At 59.8% G+C, this 22,473-nt stretch carries 9 protein-coding genes; all 9 read right to left on the reverse strand.

Annotation, left to right across the window (positions count from 1 at the left end):
• Positions 1 to 181: 181 nt before the first annotated feature.
• The 9 genes from M3087_RS08815 to M3087_RS08855 all read right to left on the reverse strand — a co-directional run bounded on the left by M3087_RS08815 (position 182) and on the right by M3087_RS08855 (position 22,461).
• On the reverse strand, positions 182 to 631 hold the full coding sequence (locus tag M3087_RS08815; protein WP_022384097.1) for a DUF6078 family protein: 450 nt from the start codon (positions 629 to 631) through the stop codon (positions 182 to 184).
• A gap of 56 nt (positions 632 to 687) precedes the next feature.
• A complete protein-coding gene (locus M3087_RS08820; protein WP_106625591.1) occupies positions 688 to 2,148 on the reverse strand; it encodes a sialate O-acetylesterase in 1,461 nt (486 codons plus the stop codon).
• Positions 2,149 to 2,199: 51 nt separating this feature from the next.
• Positions 2,200 to 5,454, reverse strand: coding sequence for a glycosyl hydrolase (locus tag M3087_RS08825; RefSeq protein ID WP_249095055.1), 3,255 nt, complete (start codon positions 5,452 to 5,454; stop codon positions 2,200 to 2,202).
• 190 nt (positions 5,455 to 5,644) lie between these two features.
• Positions 5,645 to 8,488, reverse strand: a complete 2,844-nt coding sequence (locus tag M3087_RS08830; protein WP_249095058.1) for a glycoside hydrolase family 2 TIM barrel-domain containing protein — start codon at positions 8,486 to 8,488, stop codon at positions 5,645 to 5,647.
• A gap of 16 nt (positions 8,489 to 8,504) precedes the next feature.
• Positions 8,505 to 11,768 carry a glycoside hydrolase family 2 TIM barrel-domain containing protein gene (locus M3087_RS08835; protein WP_249095090.1) on the reverse strand — a complete coding sequence of 1,088 codons (3,264 nt, stop codon included), beginning with the start codon at positions 11,766 to 11,768 and terminating at the stop codon, positions 8,505 to 8,507.
• 63 nt (positions 11,769 to 11,831) lie between these two features.
• Positions 11,832 to 16,016: a malectin domain-containing carbohydrate-binding protein gene (locus tag M3087_RS08840; RefSeq protein WP_249095059.1), complete on the reverse strand. Its 4,185-nt coding sequence runs from the start codon at positions 16,014 to 16,016 to the stop codon at positions 11,832 to 11,834.
• Between the two features lie 218 nt (positions 16,017 to 16,234).
• Positions 16,235 to 18,931 carry a glycoside hydrolase family 20 zincin-like fold domain-containing protein gene (locus M3087_RS08845; RefSeq protein WP_410796974.1) on the reverse strand — a complete coding sequence of 899 codons (2,697 nt, stop codon included), beginning with the start codon at positions 18,929 to 18,931 and terminating at the stop codon, positions 16,235 to 16,237.
• Between the two features lie 25 nt (positions 18,932 to 18,956).
• Positions 18,957 to 21,110 (reverse strand): alpha-L-rhamnosidase C-terminal domain-containing protein, encoded by a 2,154-nt coding sequence (locus tag M3087_RS08850; protein ID WP_249095061.1) that lies wholly within the window; start codon positions 21,108 to 21,110, stop codon positions 18,957 to 18,959.
• On the reverse strand, positions 21,094 to 22,461 hold the full coding sequence (locus M3087_RS08855) for an MFS transporter (protein ID WP_249095063.1): 1,368 nt from the start codon (positions 22,459 to 22,461) through the stop codon (positions 21,094 to 21,096). The genes M3087_RS08850 and M3087_RS08855 overlap by 17 nt, the downstream gene beginning before the upstream one ends.
• Between the last annotated feature and the right edge of the window lie 12 nt (positions 22,462 to 22,473).

Below are 22,473 nucleotides of genomic sequence, written 5' to 3' on the forward strand. Positions count from 1 at the left end.
CCCAAAAGGAGTTCCACAGCTTGGGACTCGAAGTTCCACGGCTTGGGACTTGGAGTTCCACGGCCTGGGACTCGCGGTTCCACGGCGTGGGACTCACGGTTCCACGGCGTGGGACTCACAGTTCCACGGCGTGGGACTGACAGTACCATGAAGCAGGTGTCCCAAGGTGTTGCTGAAGGGGTCAGTATTCTTCCGTGAAGTCGTAGATGTCCCGATACGCATCGAAATGCAAATCGCCCGTGTAGCCGTAACGGTGGAAGAGGTTGATGATCCACTTCTGCTGTTCGGGGGTGAGCATCCGCTCGCCGTGATGGAAGCGGTAGTAGGTTGTCTTTCCACCCAGGTAAGCCCGGATGCGGTTGCGCAACGTGGAGCTGTCTTTCTGCTTCACCTCGGCGAAGAGGGCGGTAAACCCACAGGCAGCATGGATGATGCGTGCCTCCTTGTACATCTTGCAGGTGTTGCCCTGTCGTGCCGTCGGGTAAACTGCCTGACCGCAAACCCGGTCGCCCGGAAGGCAGCTTCCGGCAAGGAAACGGATGCAGGTGTCCGACTTCGGACAATCGCCCTGAAAACAGAGGGAAAACATGGGTGGAATCTGGTCAAAGGTCAAAGAAATTCTTGTATCCATAAAGCGTCAGGTTTTGGTTAGTCAAGTGGAAGAAGGCGGACGAATGTCCGCCTCCCTTATTTGATGTCTTTTGTTTCGGGCCAGTTGTCGGAACGGAACGAAGAGACGGGGATTTCCTCGCCGAAGAGGTCTCCGTCGACCCAGTTCGTGAAACCGTAGCGCACGGCAACGGGATGAGCCACTTCGCTGCTCTTCACATAGACGTGCTTCTGCACAATCCATGCCTCGGCAGGATGGAAGACGCGGTCCTCGCCTGCAACTTGGAAGTTCTTTGAGGTGAACACGCCCTTGCCGGCGGGCCACATCTTGTTGCGGTCGAACGTGATGATGACGGTGTCGCCCTTCACCTCCATCTCCTTATAGACGGGAGGGTCGCAGACGAGACCCTTCATGCCGTAGGTCTTGCAGAGCGCCTGCAGTGCCAGCCGTTCGCCTGCCTTGTTCTTCTGACGCGGATGGATGCATGTCTCCAGTCCGGCATCGAGCAGCACCGCCATGCCGCTGTTGGGAATCAGCTCGGCAGCTTTCGCCTGCTGTTCGCGCAGGAAAGCGGAATTGGGCACTTCCTCGCCCTCCTTGAAGAGGAGGCTGTAGTCATAGGGAGCAATCTGGCAGAAGTAGAAGGGGAAGTCGCCCTGCCCCCATTCCGTGCGCCAGCCGCGCACCATGGTGCTGAGCTGGTCGGCATAGCTCCATGCCCGGTCGTAGTTGTCCTCGCCCTGGTACCAGATGACGCCCCGCATCGTGTAGCCGATGAGCGGATGCAGCATGCCGTTGTAGAGCACGGTGGCTGTACGGTTCTTCGAGGGGATTTTGCCGCCGGGAGCCGGCACGGGGTACTTGTAGTTCTTCATCCATTCGGGTTTCAGCCAGGCGGGGTTCATCCATGCCTCGCAGGCAGAGCCGCCCCACGCCGTCACAATCAGTCCGACGGGGACACCGTCGAGCACGCGGTTGAGCATCCGCCCGAAGTAGTATGCCGTGGCACTGAACTCCCGCACGCTCTCGGCGCACGCTTCGCTCCAGTGCCCCTTCACCGTGTCTTGCGGTGTCGTCTGTGAGTTCAGACCGACGGTAAAGAGACGGATGTGGGGGTTCCGGCTGTATGCCGCGTCCATGTTGGCACCCTCCACGGGCTGCATCTTGAAGCCCTTCATGGGCATCTCCATGTTGCTCTGTCCGGAGCATACCCAGACTTCGCCAATCAGTACATTCTTCAGGGTCAGGGGCTGTCCGTCGCTGATGGTGAGGTCATAGGGGCCTCCGGCAACGGGCGTTTCCACGGCAAGCTTCCACTTGCCGTCCGCTGCGGCAGTCGTCGTATAGGTCTTCCCGTCCCATCCGGTCTTCACGGTGACGGTCTTCGAGGGGCTTGCCCAGCCCCAGAGGTTGGCTTGGGTCTGCTGTTGCAGCACCATGTTGTCGGCAAAGAATGCCGGCAGTCTGATTTCAGCCCGCAGGCTGACGGCTGCCGACAGCATCAGAGCCAGGGCAGCCAGTGTCTTCAATCCTTTCATGATAGATTTCTTTATTATGGCGGACGGGGGAAAAGCCCCGTCCATTCTCTTTTACTTTACCAATTTCCATTCCAAGGGAGCGGTCAGTCCGGCAGGGAGCAACTCCTTCTCTGCCATCCGGAACCTGGCATTCGTCCAGATGCCGTCGAAGGGAGCCTTGCCCTCGTCCACACCGAGCAACGCGTTCGCCCAGGTATTGGTCACCTCGATTTCAAGGGTATTCTTGCCTTTCTTCAACGCCGAGGTGACTTCCACCTCATAGGGGGCCGTCCATGCCGTGCCGCAGGGCACCCCGTTGACGCGGACGGTAGCCACATCGCTCAAGCCCTTGAACTTCAGGAACACGCGGCTGCCACGCTCGGACTTTCCTGCCTTCCACTTGAACTCCGTCGAGTAGACGGCAGTCCCGGAGTAATAGCGCACCTTCGGGTCGGACGAACGTGTCCAGCTGCGCAGCTCGGTCACGGTCTCGTCCGTATTCAGGGTGTTGTAGTGCACGTTCCACTCCTTCACCTCCAGCGGACGGCGGCGTACGCTTGCCACCGTGGCGTTGCCCACCTTGGATGCCGGACGGCGGAACACGACGAACATCGACTGTGAAGGAGCCAGTGACAGCCCGACTTCCACCCGTCCGTCTTTCTCACGCCAGATGCCCGGCTCGGTGATTTCGCCCGTCATGGGATTCCACAGCTCGGGCTGCATGCCACTGATGCGGAACGAAGCCGTGAAGCTGCTGCTCTCCGCCTCATCCTGGTTGGCGATGAAGTAGATGTCCGCCTCCTCGCCCCGGCGATGCGTCCAGGCAATGTCCTTCGGCACCACGACGTCGCGGTCCAGTCCGAAGTCCGAGAAGCTGTCGTAGAGGAACGGCTTGTCGACCACCAGCACACCTGCCTGATACAGCTCCTTGAGCTTCTTCTCCACTTCGGGAGAGGACACGCGGTTGGGCATCATCGGACGCGTCTGCGGAACGACAAGTACCCGGTACTCGCCACCCCAGGGCATCCGTATCACGCCCTTCGTGTTGTCAGCCTGTGCCAGGCGGAGCAGGGCGTCGCGGTTGAAGGAGTCATAGGCATAGCCGCGCAGGGGGTTCACCCAATCCTCCGGGTCCGCCATGTTTGCCGAGTGAGTCACGCCGACGGGCATGGTGCGCAGCGGCTGTCCGATGTTTGCCAGACGGACGTGCTCGCTCTCCACCCGTTCCCGTCCGAAGATGCCGGGAAGCATCGGGACCAGACGGTCCGGGAGGACTGCCCGACGCGGCATCTCCTCGCCGGTGAACACGGCAATGTCCGTCACGGGCCAGCCGTATTGCAGCAGGGTCTGGCAACGGCGGACGTAGTCGACCAATGCCTTGCCTCCCTGCTCGAACCAGGTATTGTCGCGCTGGAAGAACAGCCCGATGCCGTCGAGCGTCATGCCCGGCTTGCGGTCGAGCCACGGGTTGTGTGCGGTAACATGGAAGAAGAGTTTGTTGATGCCCAGGGCGTAGTTGCGGTCAAAGAGTGCCTTCACCGTGGCAGGCGCCTCGTCCCAGGTGCCGCGCACCTCGGTGCCGCCCTCCGCCTGGATGATGCGTTTGCCGTAGATGTGTCCGCCGCTGATGGCATCGAGTATGTCGTTGGGCTTGTCATGCGTCGGACTGCGGAGCCAGAATTCCCCCATCGGCAGGTCTACCGACTGGTAATGGAGCATGCCGTCGCTCACCATCGTCGGTGCGACACACTCGGCGGAGAACTGGCAGCCATAGTCCCTTGCGCATGCTGCCAGCGTGTCATAGAACACGTCCTTCACCAGCTCGGCACACGTGGTGCGGACATCGCGCAGCACCTGTTCCGAACGGGCTGCCGTCTCCATCGGGATACCTGCCAGCAAGGGCAGGTAGGGCATGAGGTCATAGCCCCGGCGTGCCTTGAACTCGGCGGCGAAATTGTCGCTCCAGTTCTGGCAGCCGCATTCCCAGCTGTCCACGTGCATGTATTTCAGAACCCGGTTCGCCAGGTCGCGGTCCACCATCGTGAAGACCTTGCCGAACCAGTTGTCAAACTGCTTGCGGACAATCTTTGCATCAAACTTGCTGCACTCCAGTCCGCGTCCGCCTCCCGCCGTGGCATTGTCATGTCCCGTGGAGGTATGCCCCATGCGCAGGATGCGCCACTGCCCTTTCGGGAGGGTGGCGACGAGCACGCCGTCCTTCAGAGAGGCGGTGAGGTTGATGACCTCGGACGTCTTAACACAGTCGGCATCGGGCACATCCGTGGCAGGCGTATCCTTCGCCACCCGCCAGACCAGTCCCGCCTTGCCTTCCCACTGGTTGAGGCGTGGCTCGGAGTGCAGGACGAGCTGCTTGATTTTCAGGTTGGGTTTCCACTTGGCGGCGTCCATGTCCTCGCTGCCCGGCTCGCTGCCGGCAGGCGTCCAGTAGAAACGGAAGAACCGCGCCTTGGTCGGAGGGATGGAGTGCGTGGAGTTCTCGTCGGTGTTCTGCCACCCTTGCCGGGCAGGCTCCAGCTGCTTGATGAAGCGGAAGTCCTTCCCGTCACGGCTTGCCATCACCTTCATGCGGTGTGCCTGGTAGTTGTTTCCGGTGAGGATGATTTCCACGTTGCGGCAAGTAATCTCTTCGGGGTATTCCAGCTGAATCCAGCAGGGCACCGACGAACGGATGACTCCCTTCTCATCGATGCTCACCCCTTTCTTCGGATCACCCGGTTCGTTGAGGTTGCCGCACGTCATGCGGGGCGTCAGACGGACGTCCGCCTGCCCTTTCACCGGCAGGGCATAGAGAGCGATGTCCCTGTAATAGCCTTTGTAAGCTTCCGGACGGGAGAGCTGCAGGTTCACTTTCCCTCCGCTGACGATGGTATCGGTGAAAACCACCTTCTGCATCGACTCTTCCGGTGTAATCCACGGACCGCCCGCCAGGGCAAAGCCGTCGCAGATGTGCATGCCCAGTTTCAGTCCGAGGCGGTCCGCCTCCTGCATGCTGAAGCGCACCATCTCCCACCATTCGGGACTGAGCTGCTCCGCCTTCCCGTTGAACTCGGGTCCTTGAGAGACCGACTTGATGGGCATCAGATACGTACCGCCCAGTCCGACGCGCTTCATCGCTTCCAGGTCGGCAGTAATACCTTCCTTGGTCACGGCACCGAACATCCAGTACCAGAAGGTCCACGGCTTCGCTTCTTCCGAAGAGAGTTGCGTGAACTGGTCCTGGAGCGTTGTCTGTGCGGCAGCCTGCGGATGCAGACCGGCGAGCAACGCCAGTGCCAGACTCCATGTTGCTAATCTGTTCTTCTTCATTGTTCTGTTGATGAATCTATTCTTTCTGCCTGTTCAGCCCTTCCCCGCCTTCCGAGCTCTTCGTACGGACAGAGGATGCTGATAACGAACGGCTGAAAGCACAGACGAAAGTAGACAAAATCTGTATCAAAGCAAAGGAGAGACTCTGCCGAATTGCATCCCCGGCACAGTCTCTCCCTTGTCTGTCTTCTTACTCAAAGCGCAGGACGATGCGTCCGCTCTGCGTGCCGTCCACCCACTTGGCTTGTGAGGACGGACCGATGAGGTCGGTCGTGTTGACCTTGTTGCGTACGGGCGGAATGACCTTCATCACCGAAATGCCGGTCTTGGGCAGGGTGTAGAGCAAGTGGTCACGTCCGTCGCGCGGCTCATAGATGCCGATGTAGGAATCGGGAGTCTCGTTCTGGATGTGGATGGTCCCCTGCTTGGTGCGCAGGCTCATCCAGTCGACGTGGGCAAAGTATCCCTTGAACTCCGGATAGTCAAAGCTTTCTCCGGGGATGGGGTCGTTGTAGTCGTTCTCCCAGAGTCCATACTGCGGACCGTGTAGACGGTTCTGCCAGACGCGGTACGGTCCGTCGCCGACCCAGCGTTTGCTGACAACCAGCTCTTCGGGGTAGTCGAACTTCACACCCATGAGGTCCACCACTCCCGAGAAGTTGTAGTAGAAGTCCAGTAGCGCCGTCCCTTCGCTGTCGATGGTCCACACCGCCATGTCAAAGCAACCCAGCTTGTAGGTGGCTATCACCACGACACGGTTGCCGTCCTCCTTCGCATCGAGGCTGACGAGCTTGCCCAGGTCCTCAAACTCGGTATACTGGGTCTTCTTCTTCTCGGCATCCTTGTCATCGTGGTTGTAGAACTGGTCCATGGAGCGGTCGGCACGTTTGGCACAGATGAAGCGCGGTCCGTCCTTCAGGTCAATCTGCTTGCCGTTGACGCTGACGCCCTTCAGCTGTCCGTCCTTCTGGCTGAACGTGAAGACACGTCCGCCGGCAGTCACCGTCAGCCGGTCCGCCTCACGCTGGATGGCAGGTGCCGCGCCGTCGGTAGCCAGTACCGCCTTCGTCGCCCGAGAGGGCAACGGATACGACCAGGTGAAGAGCTCGTTGCCGTACTTGTCGACAGCCGTCACCTGCAACGCATCCGCCCCGTCGTTGGCAAACGGGATGGTCAACGTCCCCTTGCCGTGAGCCGGGACATCCGGACCTTTCACCTCGCCCTGCTTCAGCACCTTTGCCTCTCCGCTCTCCGTCACGGCAGGGAACTGCACGCGCTTCCACACGAAGCGGCAGGTATTCAGGTTGAGGAAGTCGTAGCGGTTCTCCACCTGGAACACCCCGTTGAAGTCGGCATCAATCGACCTGTTCATGAGCTGTACGGGCGACCATACCTGCTTCACGGTCCAGTAGCTTCCCTCCTTCTCGTGGTGCGGACCGACAATGCCGTCGGCTCCATAGTTGCCCACGTTGTCGATGAAGCCACCCATGTCGACGCGCTTCACTCCTTCGTCCGCCAATACCCAGAGGAAGCCTCCGGCACAGCGGGGATGCTTGCGCATCATCTCCCAGTAGTCGTACAGTCCGGCTCCGTGTCCTCCGTCATACAGACCGTGGAGGAACTCCGTCGGCATGAAGATTTCCGGCAGACGCATGTAGTTCTGGCTCTCGCCGTAGGAGCGGTAGTGCATGGTCTCGAAGCCGCCGAAGTTGCCTTGCGGATGGAGCACGGGACGCTTCTGCGGGTCATACTTGTGGAACTCGCCGTTCAGCTCGTCGTTCCAGCCTTTCTCGTTGCCGTTGCTCCACCAGATGATGCACGGATGGTTCACGTCGCGCTCCACCATCTCCTTGACCAGCTTCTGGCCGACGATGGTCTCGTGCTTGCCGTGCCAGCCGGAGAGCTCGCTCATCACATAGAGTCCGAGCGAGTCGCATGCCTCATAGAACTCCGGGTCTGCCGGATAGTGCGACAAACGGACGGCGTTCATGTTCATGCTCTTGATGAGGTTCACGTCCTCGATGTTCTTCGCCTTGCTGAGCGTGCGTCCGCTCTCCGGACGGAAGCTGTGGCGGTTCACGCCCCGGATGTTCACCTTCACACCGTTGATGTAGAGTCCGTCGCTCTCGCGTACCTCGATGGTGCGGAAACCGAACTTCTCGTTCATCCGGTGGAGCACCTTGCCGTCGGCATCGAGCAGGGTGAACTCTGCCTTATAGAGGTTCGGCGTCTCTGCCGTCCACAGGGCAGGCTGCTTCACCGCCATGTTCACGAGGCAGTGGTCCCCTCCCGTGGGCAGTGCCGTCACCGACTCGCCCACCTTCTTGCCGGCGGCATCATAAATCGCCGTCTGCACCTTCGCGCCGGGGACGGCAATGTTCAGGTAGCAGTCCGACTTGAACGTTCCGTCAGCCTTCGCGTCGATGGCGACCTGGTGGATGTTCATTGCCGGACGGGCAATCATAAACACCGGACGGATGAGTCCGCCGAAGTTCCAGTAGTCCGCACGACGTTCCGCCAGGTTGACACCGGCATTCTCGCTCTCCTTGCTGACGGTCACTTCCAGCACGTTCTTCTTTTTCGGTCCGAAGAACACCCGGTCGCTCACGTCATAAGTGATGCGGTAGAAGCCGCCCTGGTGGGGCGTACCCGCTTTCCGTCCGTTGATGGTCGCCTGCATGTCGGTCATGGCAGCTTCGAAAATCAGCTCCACCTGCTTGCCGTTCCACGACTCCGGCAACGTGAATTCATACTTGTACATTCCTTTCTCATCGGCAATGCCCTCGGGGAACGCCTTGCCATAGAACTTCATGCCGTACTGGAACGTACCGAAGCCCTGGCACTCCCAACAGGAAGGCACACCAATCTTGGTCCACTTGCCGGAGTTGTTGCCGCCTGTGCACATGAAGTCCCATTGCACCATGTCGTCGCATCCGGTTCCGGAAAGGTACTGCCGCTCCGTCTCCACCGACGACTGCGCCCAAAGCGCCGCCGAGAACAGCAACGAAGCAACACACATCATTGTCTTTTTCATATCGTTTAAGGGGTTTTTAGTTCTTGAGTCTGAATCCTTGAATCCGCACGTGCAACGTATGCGGCTTCTTCTCGATGGCATACTTCTTCAGTACGCCCGGTCCGCAGCTGCTGTTGCCCAGACCCAATACGGCTGTGTCGATGTTCAGGTAGACCGCACCGGAGGGCTGCAGGTCGCAGTCGTGCGAGGCGTGATAAATGTCCATCACCGAATAGGGCAGTGCCGAAGCGGAGAAGGGTTTGTCCAGTGCCGACACGCTGATGCCGTGCCCTGTCCCGTCCGTCAGACGGATGACAGCCACCGACTCCAGATTGCCCGAGTCCTGCGGACGCGGATAGTGCGTGTACTGGTCGCCCGCCTTGGCTCTCCACCAGTTGATGGTGGCAGAACGGTGCCGGTCGGGATAAGTCTCCATGGGACCGTAGCCGTACCACTCCACGTTGTCACAGGCGGCGTCGGCTACGAAGGACACTCCCAGACGAGGCAGTTCCGGCAGGTCTCCCTCCGGCGTATACGTCTGGCTGAGGTCTATCGTCCCGTCTTCATATACCTTATATATACTGTTCACCAGGATGCTCCCGGCAAGGTAGGCATACCGTTGCGCGGTCTCCACTTCGACCGAGCCATCATCGAGCGCACGGCCCGTACATGCCAGCGCCTCCACCTTCGGGGCGTGCAGGAGGTTCTTCTGCCAGTCTTTCGCCAGCCAGTTGCCGAAGCTCTTGTCGTTGTCCGTCGGGGCACGGAACGCCTGGAAGTTCGCTGCAGCCAGAGAGTCCTTCGCCTGGAGGACGGTACGCCCGGCATAGGCGAGCTGACGGAGCGTAGCCGACCTCACGTCCCAGACTGCCAGCACGGCATTGTTCTCCACCCGGATGACAGCCTCATCCGCCGTGAGTGCCAGCTTGCGTCCGCCTTTCACCTCGGTGCGTGCCAGCTGCATCAGGTTGTCCTTCAGCGTCAGCTGTTCGGCTGCCACCTCGTGACCAGCCTTAGCCCAGTCGCAAGCCGTCTTGAGCACCAGCGAGAGGTTCAGACGCACATCGTCCGTCTCCCAGTCAATCTTCTTCACTGTCTTAGCCAGGTCAATCGTCACATTCTTCGACTCCGCCGGGAGGATGTAAGGCAACTCCGCCTCCCCTTCCGCCTGCTTCACGCCGTTGCTGTACAACGTCCAGAGGCAGCGGTAGCCGTCGACACCGATGTGGTGGTTGTGGTTGGTCATCTCCACGGCACATTGTCCCGTGGCGGCATCCCAGTTCGCCAGCTTCATGTAGACCGGCTGATAGACCTTCTTCACCTCCCAGTACTTGGGCGTCAGCGTACGGTCGCACCGCACGATGCCGTTCATGCAGAATGCCTTCAAGTTCGGCTGGTCACCGAAGTCACCGCCGTAAGCCACCTGCTCGCGTCCGTCGGGCAAGGTGCGGATGATGCCCTGGTCCACCCAGTCCCAGATGAAGCCGCCCAGCATGCGGTGGTTGCTGTAAATCTCGTCCCAATATTCCTGGAAGTTCCCCAAGGCATTACCCATGGAGTGCGCATATTCGCTCGTCAGCACCGGACGGTTGTCGTTCATCCGCTCGGCAATGGACAGCAGACGTTCCCAACGGGCATTCTCCGCCCGCTCCTCGTCGGCTCCTTCGGGGATGCCCGGATTCAGGTATTCATCCTGCGTACGCGGATAAAAGCGGCTGATGACGTCCACCGTGTACGGGTCGGGAGCGCCGTCCAGTCCCTGTGCCCCTTCATAATGGATGGGGCGCGTCGGGTCGAAGTCCTTCAGCCAGGCCGAGATGGCTGCAAAGTTCGGACCGTAGCCACTCTCGTTGCCCATGCTCCAGAACACGATACAGGCATGGTTCTTGTCCCGCTCCGCCATACGGACGGCACGGTCCAGGAAGGCTGCGTGCCAGTCGGGCGTACTTGCCAGCGTACCGCGCAAGCCGTGCTCCTCGATGTCCGCCTCATCCATGACATAGAGTCCGAGCGAGTCGCACAGTTCGTAGAAGCGCGGATGGTTGGGATAGTGTGCCGTGCGCACGGCATTGATGTTCGCCTGCTTCATGAGCAGGATGTCCTGCAACATGCGTTCTTCGGTCATGACACGCGCCGTCCGCGGGTCATGCTCGTGCCGGTTCACGCCCCGGAAACGGATGGGGCGTCCGTTGACCAGCACCTGCCCGTCCTTCACCTCGACGCTGCGGAAGCCCACCTTGCTCGTGGCACGTTCCACCACCTGACCGAGGCTGTCCTGCAACGACAGATTCAGGGTATATAGATAAGGTGTCTCTGCCGTCCAGCGGTGAGGCGCCTTGATTTCGCCCGCGATGCGTCCCAGCTTGCGCGGTCCGCGTTGGGGATACCATTCGTTCATCACGGCCGCCTTGTGGTCGAGGTCCAGGATGAGCTCGGCGTCCGCCTGTCCACTGAAGACGGTCTGACCCTCCCTGTCTGTCAGGACTGCCACGACCTTGTAGCCTTTTCCTTTCCGGTCCTTCTCCTCGCCGAACACGCTCAGCTGCGGGTCTATCTGCAAGGTAAAGTCCTCGTAGCCGGCGTGGGGAAGTGTCCGCACGGCATAGTCGCGGATGCGGATGTCCGGCGTATGGAACAGGGTGACATCACGCTGGATGCCGCTGAAACGCCAGAAGTCCTGGTCCTCCAGGTACGAGCCGTCGCTGTAGCGATAGACCTCCACAGCCACCTGGTTCGTCCCGGGCTGCAGGTAGGGAGTAATGTTGAACTCCGACGGCTCCATGCTGCCCTGACTGTAGCCGACGCGCTTGCCGTTGACCCAGACGTAGAACGCGCTCATCACGCCGTCAAAGCGCAGGAAGGTCTGTCCGCTCTGCCAGGCCTCGGGCAAGGTGAACGTGCGGCGGTATTGTCCCACGGGGTTCCGCTCGATGAAAGTCGTGTACTTCTGCTTCGGTTCACCCATCACATAGGGAGGGTCTATGCGGAACACATAGCCCGCCGATGCGTAGATGGGGGTTCCATAACCATTGACTTCCCAATTGGCGGGGACGGTAAAGTCCGTCCACGAGGCATCGTCAAAGTCCGTACGATAAAAATCGGGAATACGTTCGTCGGGAGTCTTGGTCCAACGGAACTTCCAGGTGCCGTTCAACGACAGCATGCGGTCGCCCTTCTGTACGCCGAAGGGGATGAATGCCGCACGTGCCGGCTCGCGGTTTATCTGGAGTACGTGATGGTTCTCCCAATCATGCTGCTGGGCGTGCAAGCCCAACAAGGGTAGCAGCAACGCTGCCAACATGCCGATACGCTTCATGTGTATGCTTCTGAATGTTGAGTTACTCAAATTGCTATCTCACCGGCGTCATTGTATGTCCAATGCCTCGAATGCCAGTCCTTCCAGGTTGTCGCCGGTAATGACCACCCGGTAATGTCCGGCATTGATGAACGTCCCGGTCGTGGTACTCATCATACGCCACTTCTCCGGTGTCTCGGGGAAGTTCAGCGTGTCGTCCTTGAGCACGACGCCCTTGGCATCGATGAACTTCATGTTCACCGGGATGGGTTTGCCGGTACTGTTCATGTATTTGAACCGCAAGGCATAGACTTGCGCCAGGCCCGTGGAGACCTTCCACTCGATGCGGTTCCGCGTCCCTTTGCCAAAGAAGATGCCGCTCTTGTCCTTCACGACCTTCACCTGGTAGTTGCCGCTCACCTTGGCATCCTCTGCCTCGTACGTCACGTTGACACGGGCATTCTTGTCCTCGGGCAGCAGCTCCTTTGGGGTCTTCACCAGCACCTCCCTGGCAGCCTTCTCCCAGCTCCAGTCATTGCCGACGGGAAGGGCAGGCACCGTCACCAGCGCATTGTCCGTGGCGATGGCTATTGCCGAGATGACCGCCTGTCCGGCTTTCACCTCGGGGAAGTCGATGACGAGCTTCCCGTCGGTCACTTCGGCTTCGACCACCTGCTTGAATGCCCCGTCGTGTCCGGCTTCCGCCCAGATATCGAGGTCATCGATCACGGTCTTGCCGTTGACCGCCACGTCGAAGATGCGCATACCTTCGCAATCAATCAGCGGCGCACCCGTACCGTGCCACGGCTCGATGAAGTACAGCTCGACCCGGTACTTGCCGTTCGGCACCTCAAACCGGTAGTTCAGCTTGTGACGCCCGAAACGGAAGGACTGGAACAGTTTCCAGTCGCGCGTGCCACGGATGGGGTCGTTCGTCGTGCGCTGGCTGGCAAGGTAGGGATTCAGCTCCTTGAAGTCCTCCGCCCATGAATGGGAGAAGTAGGTGTTATCCGTCTCCCACGTCTGACCGAACTCGTCGACGTACTGGTCTCCCCCGCAATTCACCCGGTAGAGGTAGTGATAGCCCGGAGCTGCCTTCAGCAACGGCTTCGCATCCCGGTAGAGCCGGTCGAAGTTGGGAGCTTCGGGCAGGTTGTTGAGCACAATCAGGTCTTCAGCCACCGCCTTGCCCTGGTAATAGCCCACGGCACGCAGGACGTTGTAACAGATGTCGCGGTAAGCCCAGATGAAATGGGTTCCGACTTCCCCCTTGAGCTTATAGCCCAGGAAGGCCTCTTCGCCCGCATCGTTGTACAGGCGGACGGAGTCACAGTTGCTGTACACCTCGATGGTCGCACGGCGCGGTTCGGTGAACCGGTCGGGCCAGGTGTGCGAGGCGATGTAGACCATCGGGTCCTTCTTCGCACTCACGTAGTTGGAACGGTACATATAATAGACATCCAACGGCTCTTCCCACGGCGTGACCAGTCCCTTGTAGTTGAACGGACCGACCTTGTCTATCTTGCGGTACGCCTCGTCGGGCTGACGCCGTCCGGGATTGTCGTGGCTGCTGTAAATCCACTGGAAGTGTCCGCAGACCTTGTCCTTCGCCTGTTCGGCAAGGCGCACCTTCACCTCCATCAGGTGGCACATGTGCTCCTCGCTCCAGATACCTTCCGAAGCGGCGGCACCCGGCTCCGTATGCAGGTCGATGCTTCGCCATCCGCCATACTCGCCGTTGAGCAACTGGTTGGGCTGTGCCAGCTCCTGGTCATACTTGAAGATGTCGCCACCGTACGTGCCGCTCCAGTTCTGGATGACGTTCCAGTCGGTGCCGTCACCCCCGTTGCAGGTCGTGATGATGCGCATGTTGCGGGCGGTCGGGTCCATCTCGCGGATGATGTCGCAACACTCCTCGGCAAACGCCTTGGGCAGTGTGCTCTCGTTCTGCAAGCCCCACATCACCACGGACGGGGAGTTGCGGCGCTCCTTCACCCAGCGGCGGAGCATCGTCTTGAAGTTCTCGCGGAACTCCGGCGTGTCGTACCAGATGTGTGCCGAGAGCTGCGTCCACCACAGGATGCCCTCCTTGTCCCAGTACTTCTGATATTCCAGGTTATGCGGTTGGTGGGCATCACGGAAGGCGTTGAAGCCCGCATTCTTGATTTGTTTCACACGCGAGGCAATCTGTTCGTGACTGAAGGCGTGGCTCTGTCCGAACTGGTGCTCATACTCGCACACGCCATTGAGGAACACCGGCTTGCCATTGAGGTAGAACCGTCCGTCGCCGTCGTTGCGCTTCACCGGCCAGCTCAGCGTACGGAAGCCGAAGGGCGTGGTTATCTCGTCGGTCGTAGCCGTGCCGCGCTTTATCATCGTTGCCAGGGCGTAGAGGTAAGGACGCTCGGTGCTCCAACGTATCGGGTCCTCGATGGGCGACTCCTGGTGCACCACCTTGGTCTCTCCGGGTTGCAGGGTCACCTCCACCGGAAGGCGGAAGACCTGTGCCCCGTCGGCATTGTTCAGTCGGTTCACCAGCTGCACGGTCTGCGGCTCGCTGCCGTAGTTGGTCACCTCGGTATCCATGTACACCGTCTTCACGGCATCGTCGTGCCAGATGTGCACGCCGAAAGGCTCGATACGCACCTCGTCGGTCACCTCCAGCACCACCGGACGGAAGATACCGAAGGGCTGCGAGCCTTCACTGAAGCCCCACTCCGACGAGCAGCCTCCGCACACCCACGGCATGTCGGCAATCATCTCCGGATGTTCGGCTTTCACCTCCAGCGTGTTCTCCGTAGCGAGGGCGTCGGTCACATCGAGCGTCAGGGTCGTACGACCGATGGGGTGACGCCCCAGGTCCTTGCCGTTCAGGCGGATGGTGGCATACGTGCCCACCCCCTCGAAGCGCAGGAAGTAGCGTTTGCCCGATTCAATCCGGTCGAGCGTGAAGTGCTTCTCATACCCGGCGGTGCCGTGCAGGTTGCCGTGCGTCAGCTGACGGTAACCGTAGTAGTCGTCCCAGTTGTGGGGGATGTTGACGCGGTGACGCTGTGTCTCCTTGCCATCGGACGTGAGGAGCCACGTGGTCCAGTCGCTGTCCAGGTTGACCAGCGTGCGTCGCTTCTTGCCCTCCGGTTCCGGGAAGTGCACCTTCGACCGTCCCATCGGACGGCTCGTAGCCACGGCAATGCCGCGTTGCTCGGCGTTGTTGACCGCGCAATAGAAGTGATAGACCACGCCGTCATGCTTCACCACATAGCTCTTGTGGGCGAACATCTCGTCGTAGGGTTTCGTGGGGTAAATGAGGTCATCGCCCTGCCAGTCGTCCCACGTCACGAGGTCATAACTGCAGGCGAACGTATTGAATGCCTTGTAAGGACGGCTCGGATTGAAGGCTGAGAAGTAGAACATCACATAGACATCGCCCATCTTCACAATCTGGGCATCGCCCGTGATGGTCCCCTGCGCCTCGTGGCTGAAGACCGGGTTGCCCTCGTAACGGGTCCACTTCTTCATGTTCTTCGAGAGCGCGATGCCGATGCGCTCGCCCTTGATGTTCGTGGCGGGATTGATGCCGCCGGCATTGTAGTACATCACGAAGGGTGCCCCCAGGGTCTCGTCCTTGTCCCAATAGACCATGGTCTTGTAGTGCGTGAGCCGTTCCCACCACTGTGCCTTCTTCTCACCGGGAGTCATCACGGGCTTCTTCCCCGTCTCCCACTCGTGGGCTACGGCAGGACTCTCCTCGGTCCATGCGACACCGATGGACAAGGGCGCCTCGATGGCTTCATAGCCCCGCCCTTCTCCACCGAAGTAGCTCATCCACACCCGGTCCTTGTAACGCTGGAGGGCATAGCTTCCGCCCCACTCCATATCGACCAGTGCAGGGAATCCGGCACGCTGGTTGCTGTCCCACATGCCGTCGCGGTAGGAAAGGACACGTCCCAGTGTCTTCCATTCCAACAGGTTGTCGCTCTCGGCAAGCCAGGTCTCATACCCGCGCCCGTCCTTGGCTTCCTTTCCATTGTAAATGACGTAGGTCATGTACCACTTGTCGCCCTCACGGAAGACCGTCGGGCAGTCAATCTTGGCATGGTTGCTCGTCGGAGCTACGACCAAGCCGTATTTGTAAGGAGTCTTTGCCTCCTCGTAGACTTCCGCCATGCGCTCCTGTGACACGTGACGCTGCGCCTGCACATTCCAGCAGCACAACGCCGTCATCAGCATCAGTAATAATGAGTGTCTATTCATTCGTTCTTCGTTTATTCAAGTCTTTGTTCCGACAGCGTGAAAGCAGGGGACCAGTCTGCAACAAGCACGGGATAGACGAACCAAAGTATAATACTTAGACCCCCTAAGTATAATACTTTGGCAGCCTAAGTATTATACTTTGGTCCGTACATGCCCTATGATGTCCGCGTCAATCCCGGGCTTGGCAGATGTCAATCCCCTGCCAGCACCGCCGTGGCTTAGTAGAACAGCCAGTCCATGGCATCGTCCGTCCCGTCAAGTGCCGCATTGCGGGTCGTGATGGCGGAATCGGTGAAACCGAGGACCAGAGCCATGCCTGTCGGCAGCAGCAAGGTGTGCTTGCCAGCCTCAAAGCGGTAGGCATGGATGTTCGCCAGCGGCATCTTGTCCAGATGGATGGCGTTGGTCAGCACGGGTTCTGCCTGTCCGTATTCGTTGGCGGACGCATCGGTCTCCAGCTTGGGAGCCTTGGCATACTTCTTCTGGTCGTCCTTGAAATAGCCGACCAACAGGCTGACGGACGCCTGGCACTCAAATTCAATCTTCGTGCCTTCCTCCCGTTGGGCAGCTCCGTCGACACAGTATGCCGTGAGTCCCTTCAGCTCGGGAGCCAGCGCCTGCACCTTGTTCGCAACGAGGTTGCTCATCAGGACCGCGCCTTCAGCCAGTTTCACCGGTTTCAGCGGACTTTTCATTTGGACTGCCGCAGGCTTCAAAGGTTCAATGGCGGCAGCCTGCTCGGTCACTTTTCCGGCAGCCTTGTCCTTCAGCGTCTGCAAGTGTCCGCGGAAGTTGGCAAGCTCCGCCTCGTAGTACGGCAGCAGCTCCTCCCAGGTCTTGTTCTTCCCGTCATCGCCTCCGATGGGGATGCGGCGTTGGGCGGTCTGCATGCTGTTGGCGTAGAGATAGCGGTCCTTCGTCAGGTCCACCAGCTTGCGGTAGTGCTCCAGGCTCTTCTCCAGCAGCGGCGTCACCTCGTCGAGGTACTTCAGGTCCTTGCTCCACTGGTAGTTCAGCACCTGCTCGGCCGCCTTCACCTTGTAGTTGAAGAAGTAGGCGAATTCACGGTAGCAGTGCATGTCGTTAATGAGGCGTGCCAGCTCGTCCTGGTTGGCAGTAGCCTTGCCCGCCAGCTGGTCGATGGCAGCCACTGCCTTGTCGCCCCGCTCGGCACAGTCGTTCACGACGTCCAGCGGAAGTTCGCCCACGTGAGGCTGCTTCTTCCATTCCTTCTCCACGTATTCGATGAGCTTCTCCCCTTCCGGTCCGCAGCTCTCGTAGAAGCCGGGATAGATGGTGTACTTGTAGGGGTTGACCAGCTGACTGACAAACATGCCCAGCAGAAGGGTCTGCCGGTTGCCCTCGGTGATGCCGAAGCGACGGAGCAGCTTCGGGGCAATCTCGCCCGACTGTTCGTACGCCTCACGCACCAGCGCGCCCTGTTCGTCGCTCAGTCCGTAGAAGTTGGCAAACTCACGGTCCCAGTACTGCATCTCCCCGTTGCGGTCGCGTCGGCAGTTCCAGGCATAACGTCCCCAGAGCTTGTACCATGCCCAGTCGCGGTAGAGCTGTTCCTCGCGCTGTCCGTCGGGCAGCTTGTCGGCGGTGTAGGGATACTCCCAGTAGGAAGCCTGCGGGAAGAGGTGCAGCGCATTGGCACCGTGCACATCGTGCATCGCCTGTACGGTCTTCTCCACGAAGTCGGGCGAGCTCCAGCGGAAGGGCTCCAGGTTCGCCAGCACATGCACGTTCTCGATGTGTGTCGACCCGAGGGAGCTCAGGTCCTTGTGTATCTGTGCCCAGGGTCCGCGCGGCTCGTAGGTCGTCAGCGACTCGCCGTTATACTTGTGCATGGTGTAGAGGTTCTTGTACAGCGGAAGGGCGGCATCCATCACCATCTTGCAGTTGGTGTCGTGGGCACGCACCAGGATGGGCGGTTCGTCGGTACGTCCCAGTGCCTGCAGTCCGTCCTTCACACCGGGGATGATGGTCTGGGTGAACCACTCCACGTCGTCCTCGTAGGTAGCCATCGCCTCGCCCAGGCAGACGAGCAGGCCGACGTTGGGATACTTCTCCACGAAGGCGGCAATGCTCTTGCGGGTATAGTCGCTCAGCAGCGGGGTGATGGGGCGGTTGCGGTCCTGCGTCTTGATGCCGTAGTGTTCGGCAAAAGGCTTCGACACGAGGATGTTGTAGAACTTCTGGATGACGAAGATGCCCCGCTTGTCGGCTTCCTCAGTCAGGAACTTGTACATCTCCTCATTCTTCTTGAAGGTCTCCTCGTCCACCTCGACGGCAAACGGATAGTCCTCCAGCTTCACCAGCGAGGCAAAGGGGTGCCCGTTCCACAGGTAGAGCGAGTTCATGCGGTTGTCCACCAGCATGTCGAGGTACTTGATCCAGCGTTCCTTGTCATAGAACCAGGGGAAGTTCTCCGGCGTGTAGGGGTACTCGTACACATGGTAGCCGGGCAGGATGTAGGTCTTCTGCACGCCAATGCACGTACCGCGCAGCACCATCTCGGGCGCGTCGGTCACCCGGTCGGGCAGCTCCAGCTCTTTGTTGTGTTGCAGACGGTCCGTCAGGTCGCACGTTCCGTAGATGACACCGCTCGGGTCGTTGCCACAGACGGTGGTCACGTAGCCTTCGGTGGTGATGGTGTAGCCTTCCTTCCTGAGACTGTCCTGAGTACTTACCGTGAGCGAGATGACTTTATGTTTGTTGTCTCCTTCGGGCAGACGGTCGGTGAGGGAGGCATCATAGCCTGATGCATCCAGGATGCGCTCCAGGCGTTCCCCGGCATACTGTACACGGTTGCCGGCACCCGGCGGCACCACGACGATAATCTTCTCCTGACCGCAGGCGGCGAGCAGGATTGCCATCAGCGAGGCAGCGAATAGTTTGCACTTGTTCATAAGGTTGTAAATAGTTCGTTTAGTACTAGTTGGATGAATAGTTGACAATGACTTCGTCCGTCCCGGCGATGCGTACCCGGTAGCGGTCCTCGCCCACGTGTTCCACCACGCCGACGGAAGCCTCGGGCCGTCTCTCCGAACGGAAGTACAGGTAGCCCTGCCCTCCGGTCGCCCGGACACGGATTTGGGCAGCATCCATGCGTACCCGTATTTCACCCTGCGGGGTGGGCACGGCGCCCTCCATCCACTCCAGACCGCCCAGCGTCGGCGTCACGGTGAACTCTTCGTAGCCGGGCTTCAGCGGACGGACGCCCAGGTAATACTTGCCCAGCAGGTAGATGGGGCTGGCTCCCCAGGCATGGCAAAGGCTCTTGCCGTACGGACGCCCGTACATGGAGAGATGCTGCGTCCCCGTCTCCGCGGGGTTGTACTTCTCCCAGAAGGAGGTGGCGCCTTCGCGGAGCATGCCGCCCCAATAGGCCTTCATCTCACGCATCACCGCCTCATGCTCGCCCAGTGCACACAGGGCTTCCAGCTCGTAGAAGCGCATGTAGGGAGTGGTGATTTTCAGGATGGCGTCGTTGAGCAGTACGGAGTGTTTCACTGCCTCCTGTTGTTCCGGCGTCAGGTAACCGAAGAAGACGGCAAACATGTTGGCATAGCGGGTCACGGCTTCGCTCTGCCGTCCGTCGATGCGGTTGTGCACCAACGCCTGCCGTGCCTCGTCCCAGAAGGCGGGCATCAGCTTGTCGCGCAAGGCGGAAGCCAGCTCGTCGTACTTCTGCACGTCGGCAGTGCAACCTGCCAGACCGGCACAGAGCGCCATCGTCTCCAGGCTCTTGCAGAAGAGCACCTGCTCGAACGAGAGCTCGCCGTGCTTGTCCAGGTAGCCGTCCGCCCAGTCGACGAACACCCAGTCGCCCGTCAGTCCTTCGACCATGCCGTCGGCATTGGTACGTCCGAGCACATAGTCCATCATCGTCTGCATGCGCGGATAAATCTGGCTCACGAAGTGGCGGTCGCCGGTGTACATATAGTAATCATAGATGCTCAGGAACCAGAAGAAGGTGTAGTCCATGATGGTGTTGGTGTGGCTCGTCACGGGGTCCTTGCCGCGCAACAGCCAGATGGTGCGCTTCACCGTCTCGCTGTCGAAGAAGAGGTAATAGTTCATCAGGTAGCTCTGGATGGCATCGCCGCTCCACACCCAACGGTCGCGCTTGATGCCGTCGATGAAGAACTCGCGCGTGGTGAGGTGCATGGTGTAGGCTCCCACCTCCCAGATGCGGTTCAGCTCCTCGTCGTTGCAGCGGAAACTGCCCCGGTAGTCCTCCGGCAGGAACTCATACTCCATGCCGACGCGGTCCACGCTCAGCGCATCGGTCGGCTTGAGGAAGACGTAGCGGAACGCCTTGCTGCTCTCCAGCACGTAACGGTCGGTGCGCTCCACCGTCCGGTTCGTGGCAAGGTCGGCAATGTGCTGTCCGTTGACCTCCAGGCGGTCGAGCGTCTCGCAGTGTTCCGTGTCGCAAGCCTCTTCGGGGCTTTCCCCGTAGTAGAGGTCCAGGCAGCCCGTTCCATGGATGCCTTCCAGGACGACATAGCCGAACGTCTCCCGTCCGAAGTCGTACAGCACGCCTCCGTTCTCCAGAGCGGTCGTCACGGGTTGCAACGGCTTGCGCTCCAGCCGGAAGGCTGACGGCCGCTGCGACGGGTCGTCGAAGTTCCAGTGTCCGGCATCCATGTATACCGTGGCGGACGTGTCGCTCGCCTTTCCGCTCTCGTCAATCCACTCCTTGTCTTCGTAGGTCACCTTCCAGGTGCCGTCGGTGTGTACCGTCGGTCCGCTGACATAGAGGGCAGGCGGCGTCGCCTGGTTCCAGATTTTGATGTTCAGCTGGTGCCTGCCTGCAGGAAGCCGGAAGGCACGAGGCATGCCGAACTGCAACTTGCCGTCGAGCTTGATGTTGTAGGTCCCCTCGGCAGCAATGCGAATCTCCTCTTCTTGCTCCAGGTCAAGCGTCTTGCTGAACTCCACGGTCACATAGTGGCTGTCCATCTTCCAGAAAGGAGGGAAGAAAGCTCCGCGCTCCGTGCGACGGCTGTTCATGCGGTTGCCCAGCCAGATTTCATAGTCGCCCGGATACCATATCCATGTACTCTTATTCTTCATCGCCATATCGTTCTTTGGTTATTTGCTCCAGTGTCTTCCCGCGTGTCTTCGGTGTCCAGATCGTACCGACCAGCAACGACACCATCAAGAGGCCAATCATGATGTAGGAGGCGCGGTAGAAGCCTTCCCCGTTCTCGCCGTAGATGTAGACAAAGCAAAGTCCCCACACGGCAGACAGACCGCGCACCACGAAGAACATGATGCCCTGTGCCGCCGCCCGGTATTTGGCAGGGAACAGCTCCGATGCCCACAACGCATAGAATGCCTGCACGGAGACACCTGCCTGAATCGCCCACAGCAGGGTGAAGAACAGCAGACCCGACAGGCTCTTGATCCCGATTGCCACGATGATGAACCATGCCAGCACGCCCATGCCCACACCGAAGCAGTAGAGCCAGCGCTGGTTGACCTTGTCCACAACCATCGAGAAGGCAAGGGTGGCAAAGATGATGATAATCCACTGGGCGGCAGAGAGCATGTTGGCATACACGTTCGAGAGTCCGCCAGCCGTCTCGTAGATGTGCTGCTGGAAGAAGCCCATCACCGAGCTGACGAGGTTCCACGTCAGGTAGATGCCAGCGAGGAAAATCATGGTGCGGATGTTCACCTTGTTGGTCAGCAACGTGCCGAAGGAGGCAAACGTGCCGCCCTGCTTGCTACCTGCCCCGGCGGCAGACTTGGCAGCCTTCCACTCTTCCGACTCGTTCAGACGGCGTTGCAGCAGCCAGGCGATGAACGCGACGATGAAGAGCGACGCGAACACGATGCGGCTACTGAAGACATTCAGGGCAGCCCCCGTCAGTGTACCGCCGCTCACGGCCTCAGCCAGCGACTCCACCCAGCCGAAGAGGATGCCGCTCGTGCCGTCGCCCGTCGGCGGAGCCAGCAGCATGCCCAGAATCAGGATGATGGTGGGACCTACGCCCCATGCCATCTGGGAGATGCCGATGTTGCGGCCACGGTTGTTCACTTCAGAGTTCTCGGAGATGTAGGTCCACGATGCCGGTACCCCGACGCCGACCGAGATTCCGGTCACCAGGAATCCCGCCAGCAGCATGGGGAAGTTCACCGAGATGACGATGAGCGCCACGCCCAGCATGTAGACCAGCATATTATAGGTATAAATGGCTTTGCGCCCGTATTTGTCGGCGAGGAATCCGCCGATGATGGCACCGATGGCAGCGCCCAGACAGTTGGCACTGATGGCATTGAGCCAGCCCAGATGCCCCTCGGTCAGGCCGAGGTAGCTCTGCCACAGCGTCAGACCACTGGCACCGGCAACGATGGCTCCGGCGTCCAAGTAGTTGGTCAATGACACGGCAATGGTGCTCTTCAGACTTCCTTTTTGGTTTTTCATTTCGTTTGTACT

Origin of the sequence: Mediterranea sp. ET5 (assembly GCF_023337025.1) — a bacterium.
Classification (GTDB): domain Bacteria; phylum Bacteroidota; class Bacteroidia; order Bacteroidales; family Bacteroidaceae; genus Phocaeicola_A.

What these genes read in the sequence shown, in the direction of transcription:
- M3087_RS08820 (WP_106625591.1), bottom strand. Translation starts at nt 2,148, where the DNA reads ATGAAAGGATTGAAGACACTGGCTGCCCTGGCTCTGATGCTGTCGGCA.
- M3087_RS08830 (WP_249095058.1), bottom strand. Translation starts at nt 8,488, where the DNA reads ATGAAAAAGACAATGATGTGTGTTGCTTCGTTGCTGTTCTCGGCGGCG.
- M3087_RS08845 (WP_410796974.1), bottom strand. Translation starts at nt 18,931, where the DNA reads ATGAACAAGTGCAAACTATTCGCTGCCTCGCTGATGGCAATCCTGCTC.
- M3087_RS08855 (WP_249095063.1), bottom strand. Translation starts at nt 22,461, where the DNA reads ATGAAAAACCAAAAAGGAAGTCTGAAGAGCACCATTGCCGTGTCATTG.
- M3087_RS08825 (WP_249095055.1), bottom strand. Translation starts at nt 5,454, where the DNA reads ATGAAGAAGAACAGATTAGCAACATGGAGTCTGGCACTGGCGTTGCTC.
- M3087_RS08835 (WP_249095090.1), bottom strand. Translation starts at nt 11,768, where the DNA reads ATGTTGGCAGCGTTGCTGCTACCCTTGTTGGGCTTGCACGCCCAGCAG.
- M3087_RS08850 (WP_249095061.1), bottom strand. Translation starts at nt 21,110, where the DNA reads ATGGCGATGAAGAATAAGAGTACATGGATATGGTATCCGGGCGACTAT.
- M3087_RS08815 (WP_022384097.1), bottom strand. Translation starts at nt 631, where the DNA reads ATGGATACAAGAATTTCTTTGACCTTTGACCAGATTCCACCCATGTTT.
- M3087_RS08840 (WP_249095059.1), bottom strand. Translation starts at nt 16,016, where the DNA reads ATGAATAGACACTCATTATTACTGATGCTGATGACGGCGTTGTGCTGC.